The sequence below is a fragment of the Wenzhouxiangella sp. AB-CW3 genome (assembly GCF_014725735.1).
Classification (GTDB): domain Bacteria; phylum Pseudomonadota; class Gammaproteobacteria; order Xanthomonadales; family Wenzhouxiangellaceae; genus Wenzhouxiangella.
The window spans coordinates 906,583-921,979 of the sequence record NZ_CP061368.1 but is presented as its reverse complement, the minus strand read 5'-3'; the positions used below and the strand labels follow the sequence as shown (position 1 = coordinate 921,979).

The following is a 15,397-nucleotide window of genomic DNA, read 5'->3' as shown; positions in this document are numbered from 1 at the left end:
GGCCGGCACGTGCCAGGCTTACCCGGGCATCGGGTATTTCAGGCCAGTCGCGCAGTTGAACAGCACCACTCGTGTGTCCGCATCCAGCCAGCCCTGATCCAGTAGTTGCCGGTAAGCGGCATGGGTGGCCGCCCCTTCCGGGCACATCAGGATGCCCTCCTCGCGGCTGATCTGCTGCCAGGAGTCCATGATGGCCTGCTCGCTCACCGCCACGGCGGTGCCAGCCGACTCACGCACGGCACGCAGGATGAGAAAGTCACCCGCGGCGGCCGGTACGCGGATGCCGGCGGCCCGGGTCCGGGCGTGCTCCCAGCGCTGTGCGAATTCTTCACCGTTGTCGTATGCCCGCACCATCGGCGCACATCCCTCGGCCTGCACCGCCACCATCCTCGGCAATGGGCCGTCAATCCAGCCCAATTGCTTCATCTCGGCAAAGGCCTTCCACATACCGATCAGGCCGGTGCCGCCACCGGTGGGATAAAAAATGACCTCAGGGAGCTGCCAGTTCATTTGCGCGGCCAGCTCCAGGCCCATGGTCTTCTTGCCTTCCAGGCGGTAGGGTTCCTTGAGGGTGGACACGTCGAACCAGCCTTCCTTCTTCGCCCGCTCGGCCAGTTGCCTGCCGCAATCGTCAATATAGCCGTCGATGCAGACGACTTCGGCACCGAGCATACGGGTTTCGTCGATATTGATCGGCGGTGTATCTGCCGGGCAGTAGACCAGCGATTTCAGCCCGGCGCGGGTGGCATAGGCCGCCAGCGCCGCACCGGCATTGCCGTTGGAAGGCATCGAGAGCTTTTCCAGCCCCAGCTCCCGCGCCATGGCCACGGCCAGCGCCAAACCACGCGACTTGAACGACCCGGTGGGCAGCCGACCCTCGTCCTTGACCACGACCCGGGAGCCATGCAGGTGGGCCAGAGGAATCAGCGGCGAATCAACCTCGCCCAGCGCCGGGATGCGGTCCCATTCGCTGACCGGCAACAGTTCGCGCCATTTCCAGAATCCACCACTGCGGGCAGCGACTTCGTCGCGATCGACCGAGCGACCCACGCCGTCGAGGTCATAGTGCACCAGCAGGGGCCGGCCAGCTTCGGACAAACCATGGACCCGTCCCGCCTCGGCTTTCTCTCCGGTCAACCCGCATTCAAGATGGATGATGTAATTCGAGTGCATGCCATCGCCCTGCCTGCTCATGGCCATGGCAAGGCGATCGGCTCGGGACGCGGACGCGATGCCGGATCGTCACGGCCTTCGAAATAGCGCTCGATATCGGCCCGCGCCAGGCGGCGATGCGCGGCCTCCTCATCACTCAGACGCTCGCGGCGACGCGGCTCCAGCGACTCGGCCAGCTCATGCAGCCGGGCCTCCGCGGCAGCACGCACGGAAAAAACAGCCCGAGCATTGCCGGCCAGGTCCAGCAGGCCATCCAGCACGCTGCGCTGGGCCACGCGGATCAGGGCCGCGTCATGACCATCGGCCGCCGCCCCGGCATCCCGCTCCCAGGTGGCCGCAATCAGCCGATCCATGACCTCGCCCGGAGCGGGCACGTCATCGTTGCGGGCATGCTGGCTTGCCGAGCGTGTCATGCGGGCCGGTTCCAGCAGGCGGGTAACGATCTCGAAAGACCAGCGATGGGCCACGTCAACGGGATCGAACAGCGTGTCGCCGGGTGATTCGATGGCACCGGGGTCGACGTACCACTGCCAGCCGCCGTCCCAGCCCATGGGGGCCGGCGCCATCAAATCGGCAATGCGGTCGCGAATGCGCAGCTCGGAAGGTTCGAGCGCCGCCACGGCCTCGTCGAGGGCCCGGTACTGGTCATCGGCCGGCACCGGCCGGGTCGGGTCCAGACCGTCGCGCTTGAGCGCGTAGGAAAACGCATAACCACCGACGTGCTTGATCACACCGATCAATGCGGTGCGATGGTGCATGTAGACATGCGCAAAGCGGCGCTGCAACACGACGTAGGGTTCGTCATCGCCCAGTGCCCGGTCATCGAAATGCTCGAGCAGCACCTGGCGAACCGCGCGGGTGCGCTCGTAGGCCGAAAACATGTCGTTGCCCTCCACCCAGCGGGTAGCACCCGGGTAACTGCCATCGTCGGCGGCATGCCCCCCGGTGATGAAGGGCTGATCGTGCTCGGCCATTTCGGCCAGGATCTCGGCCAGACCTTGGCGCTCGCTCTCATCGTCGGGGAACCAGGTGTAGGCATAGCGTATGGCCAGCTTGTCGAACTCGCCGATGCCCTCGGCATAGGCATCCGACAGATCCACGTGACCATCGTCATCCAGGCGCACCAGCGGTACCGGGTAGTCCATCACCGAGGCTCGATCGCGGGTGGCGGCAATGAAGTTGTGGGCCATGCCCAGCGAGTGACCAATTTCGTGGGCGGTATGCTGGCGCCGCCGCGCCATTGCCATTTCCTCGGAACTCACCGCCAGGCCATCAGGCCCGGCGGCCGGCAGAAAGCCCATCCACAGGTCGTGATTGACCAGCGAACGGAAGGAATCCATGCGTGTCTTGGCGCTTATGATCTCGCCGGTGCGCGGGTCGCGGTAGTTTGGACCCACCGAGGGACCGCGTTCGTTGCGATGCACCCACACCAGCATGTTGTAGCGAATATCCATGGGATCGGCATCCTCGGGCAGGTCGCGCACCTCGAAGGCGTTGCTGAACCCGGCCGCCTCGAATGCTTCTGCCCACCAGTTGCCGCCCTCGCGGAATGCAGAGCGATACGGCTCCTGGATGGCCGGGTCGAGGTAGAAAATAATGGGTTCGACCGGATCGACCAGCTCACCGGCCAGGTAAGCCTCCGGGTCGGAAGGCTCCAGCCGCCAGCGCCAGATCCAGCGCTGCTCGTAGCCTTCTTCCAGCGATCGGGCAAAGTTGAAAAACACGTGAGGGAACGCGCCGGAACGCGGGTGATACTCGCGTGGACGATAGCCATCATCTGGCAGGGCCACGAAGCTGTGCTGCTGCTCGAAAGCCAGCGAACGCGGATCGGCAGCCTGGCGGCGCAGGCGGCGATCAGGTTCATCAACAGCCAAGGTCAGTGCAACGCGAATCTCGGTGTTGTCCGGAAACGCGCCGCTGCGATCGGCGCGCACGTAGCTGCGATCGCTATCCAGCGACACCCGGCCAAGGTCGGCTGCTTCCAGCCGGGCCGCCACGTCGTATACGTCCGACAGCACGAAGTCAGTCGCATCGACGACCACGCCACCATCGCGCTCCTCCTGTACGGGCATGGCGGCCAGCACCGAACGCGGAAACGACTCACGCACTGACTCGACCAGAGCTGGATTGTCCGAGATCGCCCGGTAGGCCGGATTGTCCCGAATCAACAGCACCTTGTCGCCGTGACGCTCGAACACCACCAGCGCGCTGTCACCGGTATCGCCGCGATCAAGCAACGGTGAGGGCGTACCCAGACCGGTGGCCAGAGTGTTGGTGTAGATCAGCGGCTCATCAAAGGCCTGTATTTCCAGCAGGACGCGACCGGATTCGGACTCGAGATCCAGCGGCAGCATGACCTCGTCGGCCAGGGCACTGGAACCGGCAAGAAGCAGCGAAGCAAGCAGCAATGAAAGTGATGCAAAACGAAGCTCTGGCATGAAGGCGGCCTGTGTGGGGGGGGGCGGCCAGCATACAGAGAGCCCATAAGAGCGGTCAACGCGATACGCGTTGGCCTTCAGGCGATATCGACATCGATCTCGGTACGATTTCGTCCCCTCTCCTTGCCCCGGTAAAGTGCCTGATCGAACTCTTCCTGGACGGACAGCGCACCCCCCATGCCCTGCCGGGCCTGCATCTCTCCTTCCCGATCTCCCAACTCGGCATACTAATGCGGGTTGATCACGACGCTGCGGATTTCTTGCGCCATGTCACGTCAGGGAATGCCGGCAAGCGCTAGTCTGAAGTATTGCAAGGTGTTTTGAGGACAACTTCGGGTGCCCCAAGTGCAAGAACTGATCATGCCATGTCTGATCTTCAGTACCGCGGGGATGGGCAAGAAAGGCAACGTCATCATGACTTTGGCAAGACAGACATTGAAAAGCACCAAGCTGCCAGGGGGGTTACGTTGAGCGGCGCGCTGATGGCCGCACTGGCGCTGGCTGCACTGGCGGTACTCCTTTCCAGCGGCCTGTTGCTGGCCGGACGCTATCTACGTGTAGAGGAAGACAAGCGCCTGGAAAAGCTGGTCTCCCTGCTGCCGGGCACCAACTGCGGGGCCTGCGGCCAGCCCGGCTGCCGGGCATTTGCCCAAGCCTTGCTCGCCGGCGAAGCGGTGCCGGCGGCCTGCTCGGTCAGTTCCATTCAGGCGCAGCAGTGCGTCGCCGACTTTCTCGGTGTCGCGGTCGGCCAGGCCGAGCGGCGCGTGGCGCGACTGGCCTGCGCCGGCGATCGCAACACCGCGCGCTTTCTGGCCGACTACCAGGGCGAGCCGACTTGTGCGGCTGCCACGGTGGTCGACGACGGCGGCAAGGCTTGCGCCTGGGGCTGCTTGGGTCTTGGCGACTGCGAGCGCTCCTGCGACTACGATGCCATCGCCATGAGCCCGCTGGGCCTGCCCGTGGTCGACGAGGCCAAGTGCACCGCCTGCGGCGACTGCGTGCGCGCCTGTCCCAAGGACCTGTTCCGGATCGTTCCCGAAAAGCAGCCACTATGGGTGGCCTGCAACAATCCGCTGGAAGGCAGCGAATTGCTCGAGACCTGCAAGGTCGCCTGTACGGCCTGCGAGCGCTGCGTGCGCGATGCGCCGGAATGGCTGGCCATGCAGGGCAATCTGCCGGTGCCGGTAGCCGGCGCGTCAGGTACCCCGCCACGCAGCGCCATCGACCGCTGCCCCACCGGCGCCATCGTCTGGATCGAAAACGGTCAGCCGCAACTCGGCGCCAGCGCCCGAATTCCGATCAAGTTGCGGAGGCTGGGGCATGCGGGATTCTGATTACTGACATGCTTCAACCATTTTTCAGCGAAATTTTTGAACCGCGGATGAACGCAGATGAACACAGATTCAATCAGTTGCAGCAGAAATTCCCGCAGCAAACATCTGCGTTCATCAGCGTTCATCTGCGGTTTCATTATTAACTGAGACTGCACCATGGTTTAACCAGGACGCACATTGCCCGAATTGCAATAAATGCCCAGGAAATTCTTATGAAACGAGCCACCCGTCGCCAGTCCGAAACGCAGCCCCGATACCCCGGAACGCGCGCCGCCATGGACGGCAACAGCGCGGTGGTCGCGGTCGAGCGCGATGCCAGCGATGCCGCCGGCGCCTACCCGATCACGCCATCGACCCAGATGGGCGAAGGCTGGGCCGAGGCCGCCGCGGCCGGCTACCACAACATTTCCGGCCGGCCGCTGATCTTCATCGAGCCCGAGGGCGAGCATGCCGCCGCGGCCGTGACCGCCGGCATGGCCATGAGCGGGCTGCGCGCGGCCAACTTTTCGTCCGGCCAGGGCGTGGCCTACATGCACGAGTCGCTCTACCCGGCCGTCGGCAAGCGCTTGACCTACGTGCTCAACGTGGGCTGCCGCGCCATCACCAAGGCCACGCTCAATGTACACGCCGGCCACGACGACTATCACTGCGTCGACGACACCGGCTTCTTCCAGGTCTTTGCCCGCGATGCCCAGGCCGCGGCCGATCTCAACCTGATTGCCCACCGTCTGGCCGAGCTGGCGCTCAATCCCGGCATCGTCGCCCAGGACGGGTTTCTGACCACCCACCTGATCGAATCGCTGATGGCGCCCGAGCGCGAACTGGTGGCCGAATATCTGGGCCGTCCCGACGACATCATCGAATGCCCGACACCGGCCCAGCGACTGATCTACGGCGACACGCGCCGGCGCGTGCCCGAGCTGTGGGACGTGGACAACCCGATCATGTCCGGCACGGTGCAGAATCAGGATTCCTACATGCAAAGCGTGGCCGCCCAGCGCCCGTTCTTCTTCGACGCCATTGCCGACCTGGCCGATCAGGCCTTCAATGAGTATGCCGAACTGACCGGGCGTGCCCATGCGCGCGTCATGGGGTATCGCGCCGACGATGCCGAGTATCTTTTGCTGGGTCAGGGCAGCGTGATTCCCACCGCCGAGGCCGTGGTCGACTACCTGCGCGACAAGCGCGGCATCAAGGTCGGCGTGATCAACCTGGTGATGTTCCGTCCCTTCCCGGCCGATCGGATCGGCCGGATGCTGCAGGGTCGCCGCGCGGTCACCGTGCTCGAACGCGTCGACCAGCCACTGGCCGTGGACCCGCCGCTGGCGCGCGAGATTCGTTCCTCGTTAGGCAAGTGCCTGGAAAACGGTCGCGCCGGCGACCGGCCCATCCATGCCGGGCTGCCGGTCTACGACAAGCTGTCCGACGCGCCCGACCTGTACTCGGCCTGCTTTGGACTGGGCAGCCGCGATGTCACGCCCGGCGATCTCATCGGTGCGGTGGAGAACATGCTGCCCGATGGCGCAGCCCGGCGCATGTACTACCTCAGCATCGACTTCCTGCGCGAGAAACCACTGCATCCCAAGGACCAGATTCGCCAGGAGCGTCTTGCGCGCGACTACCACGGGCTGGCCGACCTGGTGGTCAAGGGCAGCGAAAGTCCCAACCTGATGCCGCCTGAATGCGTTACCGTGCGCATGCACTCGATCGGCGGCTGGGGCGCGATCACCACCGGCAAGCACCTGGCCACCACGCTGTTCGACCTGCTCGGCTGGCATATCAAGGCCAACCCCAAGTACGGCTCGGAAAAGAAGGGCCAGCCGACCACCTTCTACCTGGCCGTCGCGCCCGAGCCGATCCGGGTCAACGGCGAGTACCAGCATGTCGACGTGGTGCTCTCGCCCGATCCGAACGTATTCGGTCACACCAACGCGCTGGCAGGCCTGCGCGAAGGCGGCCTGCTCATCATCCAGTCCGATGCGGCCACGCCCGAGGCGCTGTGGCAACACATTCCCGATCGCTACCGTCGCCAGATTGCCGAGCGCAACATCCGGCTGTGTTATCTCGACGCCTTTCGCATCGCGCGCGAGGAAGCCAGCGACGCCGACCTGGAGCAGCGCATGCAGGGGATCGCCTTCCAGGGGGCTTTCTTTGCCGCCACCGGGCTGCTCGAAGAGCACGGCCTGAACGAGGAAAGCCTGATCGATGCCATGCGCGAGCGCCTGGAACACAAGTTCGGCACGCGCGGCGCGCGCGTGGTCGAGGACAACCTGCGCGTGATCCGGCGCGGATTCGACGAGTTGAAAGAACTCACTGACTTTGACCTGCCCGACGAATCCGTCGAAGAGGTGGCAGCGCCACGCATGCCGATCACCGTGCGCACGCTGCCGGCCAGCCAGGCGCCGTTGAGCGACATCCAACGCTTCTGGGCCGACACCGGCAGCCTGTACGCGCACGGCATGGGCAACGACAACCTGGCCGACCCGTTCATGGCCTTAAGCACCCTGCCCGCCTCGACCGCGCTGTTTCGCGACATGAGCGGCATCCGCAACGTCCACCCGGTCTGGCTGCCGGAAAACTGTACGGCCTGCGGCAACTGCTGGACCGTGTGCCCGGATACCGCCATCCCGGGCCTGGTCAATTCCTTCAGCGAAATCCTGGCCACCGCCATGGAACGCATCAGGAAACACGGCCACCAGCCGCGATTGCTGCCGCGGGTGATCGGAGCGCTGGAGGGCAAGGCCCGCAAGCTGTTCGACGAGGCCGGCGCCGGTACCGCCGCACGCGGCCTGATCAGCGAAGCCATCGAGGCCCAGCTTGCCGACACCACAGACCCGGAAGAACGCGCCGAGCTGGAAACCGAGTTCGGCTGGCTGGAGAGCGCTTTAAGTGATTTCCAGTGGTCGCTGACCCGCCCCTTCTACACCCAGCGCGAGAAGAACGAGGCCGGCAGCGGCGGTCTGCTCAGCATCACCATCAACCCGGAAACCTGCAAGGGCTGCGGCGAATGCGTGGCCGTGTGCGACGACGGCGCGCTCGAGCAGGTCACCCAAACCGGCGACTCCCTGGACACCCTGCGCCGGCGCTGGGACATCTGGCGTGACCTGCCGAGCACCAATGATGACTTCCTGCGCATCGACGACCTGGAACAGGCCATCGGCGTGCTCGACAACATCCTGCTGAAAAAGGAAATCTACCTGCCGTTCACCAGCGGTGACGGCGCCTGCCTGGGCTGCTCGGAAAAGACCGTGATCCGCCTGTTCACCGCCACCGTGGAAGCACTGATGCAGCCGCGGATCAAGGCCTGGGTGGCGCGTCTCGATGAACTGATCGACCGCCTCAACCAACGCCTGAGCCAGGCGGTGGTCGAAGGTCTGGATATCAGCCACGTGGACGATCTGGCCAGCGACGCTGAAAGTCAAATGAGCCTGGCCGAACTGGTCGACAAGGCCAGTCAGGACAATCCCGACGCGACCCAGATCGACCGCGACTGGCTCAAACGGGTCTCGGGCCTGATCCGCAAGCTGGAGAGCTTACGCGAGCGCTACACCGGCGGCACCACCGGCCGCGGGCGCGCGGCCATGGGCATCACCAATGCCACCGGCTGCTCGTCGGTGTGGGGCTCGACCTTCCCCTACAACCCCTACCCCTTCCCGTGGGCCAATCACCTGTTCCAGGACAGCCCCTCGCTGGCCATGGGCCTGTTCGAAGGGCACATGAGCAAGATGGCCGAAGGCTTCCGCGCCGTGCGCGAGGCCGAGCTGGAACTGGCCGGAGAGCAGGCCTCGAGCGAAGACCGCGAGGCACTCGAACATTTCGACTGGCGGTCTTTCTCCGACGAGGAATATGCGCTGTGTCCGCCGGTGGTGGCCATCGGCGGCGACGGCGCGATGTACGACATCGGCTTCCAGAACCTCTCAAGGCTGATGATGTCGGGCAAGCCGATCAAGGTGCTGGTGCTCGACACCCAGGTCTACTCCAACACCGGCGGCCAGGCCTGTACCTCGGGCTTCTTCGGCCAGGTCTCGGACATGGCCGCCTTCGGCAAGGCTGCGCAAGGCAAGCAGGAAGTGCGCAAGGAGCTCGGCCTGCTGGCCATGGCGCACCGCACCAGTTACGTGCTGCAGAGCACCATCGCCCAGCCCAGCCACATGATCGAGGGCTTCATCGAGGGGCTGACCAGCCGCACGCCGGCGGTGTTCAACTGCTACACCTCCTGTCAGCCCGAACACGGCATTGCCGACGACGCCGGTTATGCCCAGGCCAAGCTGGCGGTGGAATCTCGCGCCTACCCGCTGTTCCGGTTCAGCCCCGGCCGCGGTGCGCGTTTCAGTGACGGCCTGGATCTGTCCGGCAACCCCGCGCCGGACGCCGACTGGCCCGAGTACAAGCTCAAGTACCGTCGCCACGGCATCAAGCGCGAACTCGAACTGCCGCTGACCTTCGCCGACTTCGCCGCCAGCGAGGGCCGATTCCGCAAGCATTTCCGCGCCGTGCCGAAAGAGGCCTGGCATGACGGCATGCTGCCGTTGGCCGAGTACCTGGAGCTGGGCTCGGACGAACGCGAAGACCGCTTCCCGTTCATCTGGCACCTGCTGCCCGACGGCGAACCGGGCCGGCTGCTGGTCTCGGCCGACCTGGTGGCCTCATGCGAGGACCGGCGCGATTTCTGGCGCCTGCTACAGGAACTGGCAGAGCCGGCCGCTCCGCCGGCGACCGAACGCGAGGAAATGGTCGAACAGATCCGCGCCGAACTGATCGGGCGGCTGAGCGATTCCCTGCTGCGCCTGGCTGACGGCGAGGAGGCCCCGACCAGCACGGAGGCCAAGTCCACCCCGGCACCATCACCAGAGCAGAAGTCGGCTCCGACCGAGGACAACTCCGACTACATCGCGCCCTGGATCGACACCCCGGAGTGTTCGGCCTGCGACGAATGCACCCTGATCAACCCGCGCATGTTCGCCTACAACAGCGACGGCAAGGCGGTGATCAAGAACCCCGACGCCGGCCCCTACAGCGACCTGGTCAAGGCCGCCGAGCGCTGCAAGGAGGGCATCATCCATCCCGGCCTGCCGCGCGACCGCAGTGCTTCGGACATCGAGCGCTGGATCAAGCGCGGCGAAAAATACAATTAAATGTTTCGGCATCGAACATCATTCTCGGGCGGTATCAAGTTGGCAATGCCTGATCGTATCGCCGCCGATGCCGTGGTCCGGCAAATGCCGTTTGCACCGCTCTTGCGCCTGCCCTTGAGGCAGCATGCCGGAGCAGCGGCGGTGGCCGTGGTGCGCGCCGGCGAAGAGGTGTTGCGCGGCCAGTTGCTGGCCCGAGCCGAAGACGAAACGGCCGTGCCGCTGCACGCACCGGCGACCGGACGCGTGGTGCGTATCGGGGAACAGTCCGACGGCGCCGGCGGCACCGTGGGCGTGATCGAGCTGGCGCCACTGCCGGGCGATACCCAGGAGCAAGCGCGCGAGCGGACTTTCGACGCGGACCGGCTCGATGCCGACGAATTGCTGGCCGCCATCCGCGAGGCCGGCATCATCGGACTCGGCGGCGAGCGCGGCCCCACCCATCAACGCCTGCAGCGCGCCCGCAAGCGCGGTGTCGCGGTGCTGGTCATCAACGGCATCGAGGGCGAGCCGGGTTTTACTCGTGTCCCTGCACTACTCGCCCGGCATGGCTCCGATGTGATCAGCGGGGCGCGCTTTCTGGGCAAGGTGCTGGGCTCGCAAGACGCCGTGCTGGCGGTCGAGAAGCCCGATGCCAACTCTGCCAGCGCCATGCTGGCCGATTCGGAAAACCATGACCGCCCTGTCCTGGCAGTTCTGCGACCGCGCTATCCGCAGGGTGCGGCCGAACTTCTGGTGCGAACCCTGGCCAGGCGCCCTGTCGAGGGAATCCCTGCCTTCAACGCCGAAAAAGCGATGGTGTTCAGCCTGGCCACCGTGGCCGAGATCGGCCGCCTGCTCTCGCATGGGCTGACCATGACCGATCAGTTGATAACACTGGCAGGCGACGGCCTGCGTGATACCGGCAACTACCGAGTGCCACTGGGCACACCGGTCGGCTTCGCCCTGGCCCAGGCCGGGGCGCATTCCGAGCTCGACCGCGTACTTGACGGCGGGCCGATGCGTGGCCACGCGCTGGGCCACCTGGACCGACCCATCACCAAGGGCGCGACCGGCTTTGTCGCCATGGTGGCAAATGAACAGGCATCGCTGCCCGAGCCCATGGCCTGCATCCGCTGCGGCGAGTGCGTGGCCGCCTGCCCGTTGCAATTGCACCCGGCCGAGCTGGGCTTGCTGGCGCGCCGCGGCGAGATCCAGGCCATGGTCGAGGACTGGCACCTGGAACGGTGTTTCGAATGCGGCTGCTGTGCCTACGTCTGCCCCTCGCATATTCCATTGGTGCAGATGTTTCGTGCCGCCAAGAAACAGTCGCGACGCGCCAAAGCGCTCGCGGCCGGGGAGGAACCGGCATGACGTCGCCGACCTGCCGCCTGCGTCTGTCCACCTCCCCGCATCTGCACGCCGGCGCTGCCGTACCGCAGTGGATGCTGCACAGCGTCATCGCGCTGCTGCCGGTCACCCTGTTTGCCGTCGCCGTGTTCGGACTGGCGGCACTGGCTACTATCACTGTGGCCATACTGGCCTGCCTGCTGGCCGAGCGCGCCTGCGCAGCGCCTTCGGCGCTGGACGACGGTTCGGCCATGCTCACCGGGCTGTTGCTGGGCCTGAGTCTGCCGCCGGCGCTGCCGCTGTGGATGGTGGCGGTCGGCGGTTTTGTTGCCGTCGCAATCGGCAAGCATCTTTTCGGTGGCCTGGGCGGGCCGGTTTTCCATCCGGCACTGGTCGGCCGCGTCATTCTGCAGGCCGCCTTCCCGACCGCCATGGCCCAGGCCTGGGTCACCCCCCTTGCCCCCGGTCGCGTGAGCGAACTGCCAGCCACCAGCCTGGCGCAGCCGTTCATGTCACCCACCGCGCCCTATGACGGACTCAGCGGCGCCACGCCGCTGACCGCGACGAAGGCCGGTGAGGCCGGCGCCCCGACCGCCGATCTGTGGCTGGGCATCGTGGCAGGTTCGGTCGGCGAGACCAGTGCCGTGCTGTTGCTGCTCGGCGGGGTGTACCTGGCGATCAGGCGAATGATCGACTGGCGCATTCCCGTCGCCCTGCTGGGCACGGTCGCCGCACTCAGCGCCCTCCTGCACGGGCTGGATGCCGAACGCCATCCGGAGGTATGGACGGCACTGGGCAGCGGCGGGTTGATGCTGGGCGCCTGGTTCTTCGCCACCGACCCGGGCATTTCGCCGACGACACGTCGCGGTGCCTGGATCTACGGGCTGGCCATCGGCGCGCTGGTGGTGGTGATGCGCCAGTTCAGCGGCCATGTCGAAGGCGTGATGTATGCGCTGCTGCTGGGCAGCGCACTCACACCGCATATCGATCGTTGGACCCGGCCACGGCCGCTGCCCAAAGGAGTGGAACGATGACAGGCGCAAGCAATCAAGGTGTCGGCTCCGTCCTGCGTATCCAGGCCGTGCTGGTGACCATCGCCCTAGTGGCCGGCCTGGCGATTGCCGTGGTGCATGAATGGACCCGCCCCATGGTCATGGCCCAGCGCGGCGGCGAGCTCGGCGAGGCGGCGCTGACCGTCATGCCGGGCGCAGAAAGCTACCTGATCTATACGCGTGATGCCGATGGTCGCCCGCGTTTGAGTGAAGAAGGCGATAAACATGAGTTGTTCATCGGCCTGGACGATCGCGGACAGGCGGTGGGCGCGGCCATCGTCAGCAGCGGCTCAGGCTATGCCGACACCATCGAGCTGGTGTTCGGCCTGCACCGGGATCTGGACCGGCTGACCGGCATGCGCGTGGTCGCCTCGCGCGAGACCCCGGGCATCGGCACGGTCATCACCGATGACAAGGAGTGGGTCGAGAGCTTTACCCGTATCCAACTGCCGTTCGACGATCAGCAGCGCCTGCAGCGATTGCAGGTGCGCGAGAACGCGCGTTACGAGGATGGCGAGGTCGATGCCATCAGCGGAGCCACGGTGTCCGTGTTTTCCGTCACCCGTATCATCAACCATGGCCTGGCCGACTGGCTGCCCATCCTGCGCGAGGACTTTGATGAATTGGCCGGAGGTCGAGGTGGCTGATTCGATCCCGGCGACCGAGCGCGAGAACGGGCCCGAACGGCTCCGGGCCGGGCTGTGGCGCGAGAACCCCATCCTGGTCCAGGCCCTGGGCATGTGCCCGGTGCTGGCGGTCAGCAATACCGCCGTCAATGCCCTGACCATGAGCCTGGCCACCGCCTCGGTGCTGCTGGCCTCGGCCATCGTCATTTCCTCACTGAGAAGCATCATTCCGCCGCAGGTGCGCCTGGCCTGTTTCGTGCTGATCATCGCCACATTCGTGACCCTGACCGACATGCTCATCGAGGCCTTTGCGCTGGAGCTGCACCGCGCCCTGGGCGCGTTCCTGCTACTGATCGTGGTCAACTGCATGATCTTGAGCCGCATCGAAATCACGGCTTCGCGCCAGCCGGTGTCGGTGGCGGCACTCGATGCGCTGGGCACGGGTGCGGGCTTTGCGCTGGGGCTGGTCACACTGGGCAGCCTGCGCGAAGTGCTGGGTCGCGGCACGCTGTTCGGCAACCAGGTGATGCCGGAGAACTTCGAACCCTGGCATGTCATGCAGTTGCCCGGCGGCGGCTTCTTCACCCTGGCCGCGCTGGTGGTCGGTTTCACCCTGCTCGACCGGCGATTGAAGCGGCGGGAGGTGCGCGCATGAACGAGACCGAACTGTGGGCGCTTTTTTTGAATGCCACCCTGGTCAACAACTTCGTGCTGGCCTATTTCCTGGGCATCTGTCCCTTTCTGGGCGTTTCGGCCCAGCTGCAAAGCGCCAGCCGCATGGGCCTGGCCGTCACCTTCGTCATGCTGGTGGCCTCGTTGTGTGCCTGGGCCATCGACCGCGTGCTGGGCCTGATCGGGGCCGAATACCTGTCGCTGATCAGCTATATCGTGGTCATCGCCTCGGCCGTGCAACTGGTCGAGATGTTCGTGCGCAAGACCAGCCCGGCCCTGTTCAAGGCGCTTGGCATCTTCCTGCCGCTGATCACCACCAACTGCGCCATCCTGGCCGTCGCCCTGTTCCAGACCCGCCGCGACTACGGCCTGGTCGAGGGCCTGGTATTCGCCTTCGGCGCCGGCGCCGGCTTCACCCTGGCACTGGTGCTGATGGCCGGCATGCGCGAGCGTCTGCGCCTGGTCGATGTACCCGACCCGGTCCGCGGCGTGGCCGTCACGCTGGTCCTGGCCGGCATTCTGTCGCTGGCCTTCACCGGCTTTTCCGGCATCGGAGGGACGACATGAGCCAGATCTGGATCGGACCTGTCGTGCTCGTCGTGCTGTGCCTGGTCTGGTTCGCGGTCCAGCGCGCCTGGCTCAAGTGCATGGATCAACCGGCCGAAAGCGATGCACTTGCAAGACCAAGTGCCTGCGGAACGAGTTGCGCCTGTCAAACGGACTGCCCGCGTCGGCGCGAAGGCACTGCGGCCGAATCGAGCAAAGAGGAGAAATGACGTCATGAGAATCGAGGATCTTGATCTGGGTGCAAGCTGGGCGGCGAAGGTCATTGCCAATACCGCCCTGACACCGCCGGAGGCACGCGAGGAAGTGCGCGAACTGTTGCTCGAAACCGTTGAAGACGAACACGACTTCCGCGCCGGACAGAGCGTGGCGGTTTCGGTGACCGGGCCACATGAATTCGGCCAGCAGGAGCATGTGCGCCTCTACACGGTCGCACGCACACCCGCCGAGCTCGGCCCCGGCCGCTTCACGCTTTGCGTCAAACGCTGCAGTTTTATCGACCCGTACAGCGGGGAGCGCTTTCCGGGGATCGCCTCGAACTACCTGTGCGATCTGCAGCAAGGCGACAGGCTCTCGCTGGCCGGCCCGGTGGGGTTGCCGTTCCTCATCCCGAGCGATCCGTACACGCCGTTGCTGATGATCGGCCTGGGTACCGGCATTGCGCCATTCCGCGCCATGCTGCGCGAACTCTACGAGGAACGCGACTGGCAGGGAAAGGTCATGCTGTTCCACGGCGCACGCACCGGCCTGGAATCGGTCTACAGCAGCGATGTAAACGAGATATCCGAGCGCGCAGAGGGCTTCTCGCCGGTGTCCGTGGTCAGCCCGCGTCCGGCCTGGGGCGACCGCGAAGACCTGACCGCGGCCATTCGCTCGCACCGAGACGAGGTCTGGCAGTTGCTGGGCGAGCCCGAGGTTCACGTCTACATCGCCGGCCTGCACTGGGTGGGCGAGCAGTTCGACCAGGCCATGGCCGAAGCCGCCGGCAGTGCCGGGGCTTGGGCCGAACGCAAGCAGGAACTCGAGTCGGCTGGTCGTTGGACCAGCCTCTTGTATTGATAACCCGGCCTATGACCG

11 protein-coding genes are annotated in these 15,397 nt (G+C 65.5%); 9 read left to right on the top strand and 2 right to left on the bottom strand.

The window, feature by feature from the left end; all coding sequences use genetic code 11:
- Window positions 1-18 precede the first annotated feature (18 nt).
- Both IC757_RS03880 and IC757_RS03875 read right to left on the bottom strand, forming a co-directional pair.
- The gene (locus tag IC757_RS03880; RefSeq protein ID WP_223846246.1) at window positions 19-1,200 is read right to left on the bottom strand and encodes a threonine synthase; all 1,182 of its coding nucleotides are present in this window, start codon (window positions 1,198-1,200) and stop codon (window positions 19-21) included.
- Window positions 1,191-3,611: a zinc-dependent metalloprotease gene (locus tag IC757_RS03875; protein ID WP_190976074.1), complete on the bottom strand. Its 2,421-nt coding sequence runs from the start codon at window positions 3,609-3,611 to the stop codon at window positions 1,191-1,193. The genes IC757_RS03880 and IC757_RS03875 overlap by 10 nt, the downstream gene beginning before the upstream one ends.
- A gap of 365 nt (window positions 3,612-3,976) precedes the next feature.
- Between IC757_RS03875 and IC757_RS03870 the strand changes: the two genes are divergently transcribed.
- The 9 genes from IC757_RS03870 to IC757_RS03830 all read left to right on the top strand — a co-directional run bounded on the left by IC757_RS03870 (window position 3,977) and on the right by IC757_RS03830 (window position 15,379).
- Entirely contained in the window at window positions 3,977-4,945 is a 969-nt protein-coding gene (locus IC757_RS03870) for a (Fe-S)-binding protein (RefSeq protein ID WP_223846245.1), read from the top strand.
- 212 nt (window positions 4,946-5,157) lie between these two features.
- Window positions 5,158-10,080, top strand: coding sequence for a 2-oxoacid:acceptor oxidoreductase family protein (locus IC757_RS03865; RefSeq protein ID WP_223846244.1), 4,923 nt, complete (start codon window positions 5,158-5,160; stop codon window positions 10,078-10,080).
- Complete coding sequence (locus IC757_RS03860; protein ID WP_223846243.1) at window positions 10,081-11,430, top strand: RnfABCDGE type electron transport complex subunit C; 1,350 nt, start codon at window positions 10,081-10,083, stop codon at window positions 11,428-11,430.
- Window positions 11,427-12,440 carry an RnfABCDGE type electron transport complex subunit D gene (locus IC757_RS03855; RefSeq protein WP_190976072.1) on the top strand — a complete coding sequence of 338 codons (1,014 nt, stop codon included), beginning with the start codon at window positions 11,427-11,429 and terminating at the stop codon, window positions 12,438-12,440. Before IC757_RS03860 ends, IC757_RS03855 begins: the two co-directional genes overlap by 4 nt.
- Entirely contained in the window at window positions 12,437-13,105 is a 669-nt protein-coding gene (locus IC757_RS03850; RefSeq protein ID WP_190976071.1) for an FMN-binding protein, read from the top strand. The genes IC757_RS03855 and IC757_RS03850 overlap by 4 nt, the downstream gene beginning before the upstream one ends.
- Window positions 13,098-13,739 (top strand): electron transport complex subunit RsxE, encoded by a 642-nt coding sequence (rsxE, locus tag IC757_RS03845; RefSeq protein ID WP_223846242.1) that lies wholly within the window; start codon window positions 13,098-13,100, stop codon window positions 13,737-13,739. Before IC757_RS03850 ends, rsxE begins: the two co-directional genes overlap by 8 nt.
- The gene (locus tag IC757_RS03840; RefSeq protein ID WP_190976069.1) at window positions 13,736-14,323 is read left to right on the top strand and encodes an electron transport complex protein RnfA; all 588 of its coding nucleotides are present in this window, start codon (window positions 13,736-13,738) and stop codon (window positions 14,321-14,323) included. The genes rsxE and IC757_RS03840 overlap by 4 nt, the downstream gene beginning before the upstream one ends.
- Window positions 14,320-14,532 carry a hypothetical protein gene (locus tag IC757_RS03835; protein ID WP_190976068.1) on the top strand — a complete coding sequence of 71 codons (213 nt, stop codon included), beginning with the start codon at window positions 14,320-14,322 and terminating at the stop codon, window positions 14,530-14,532. The genes IC757_RS03840 and IC757_RS03835 overlap by 4 nt, the downstream gene beginning before the upstream one ends.
- 4 nt (window positions 14,533-14,536) lie before the next feature.
- Complete coding sequence (locus IC757_RS03830; protein ID WP_190976067.1) at window positions 14,537-15,379, top strand: FAD-binding oxidoreductase; 843 nt, start codon at window positions 14,537-14,539, stop codon at window positions 15,377-15,379.
- Window positions 15,380-15,397: the final 18 nt, after the last annotated feature.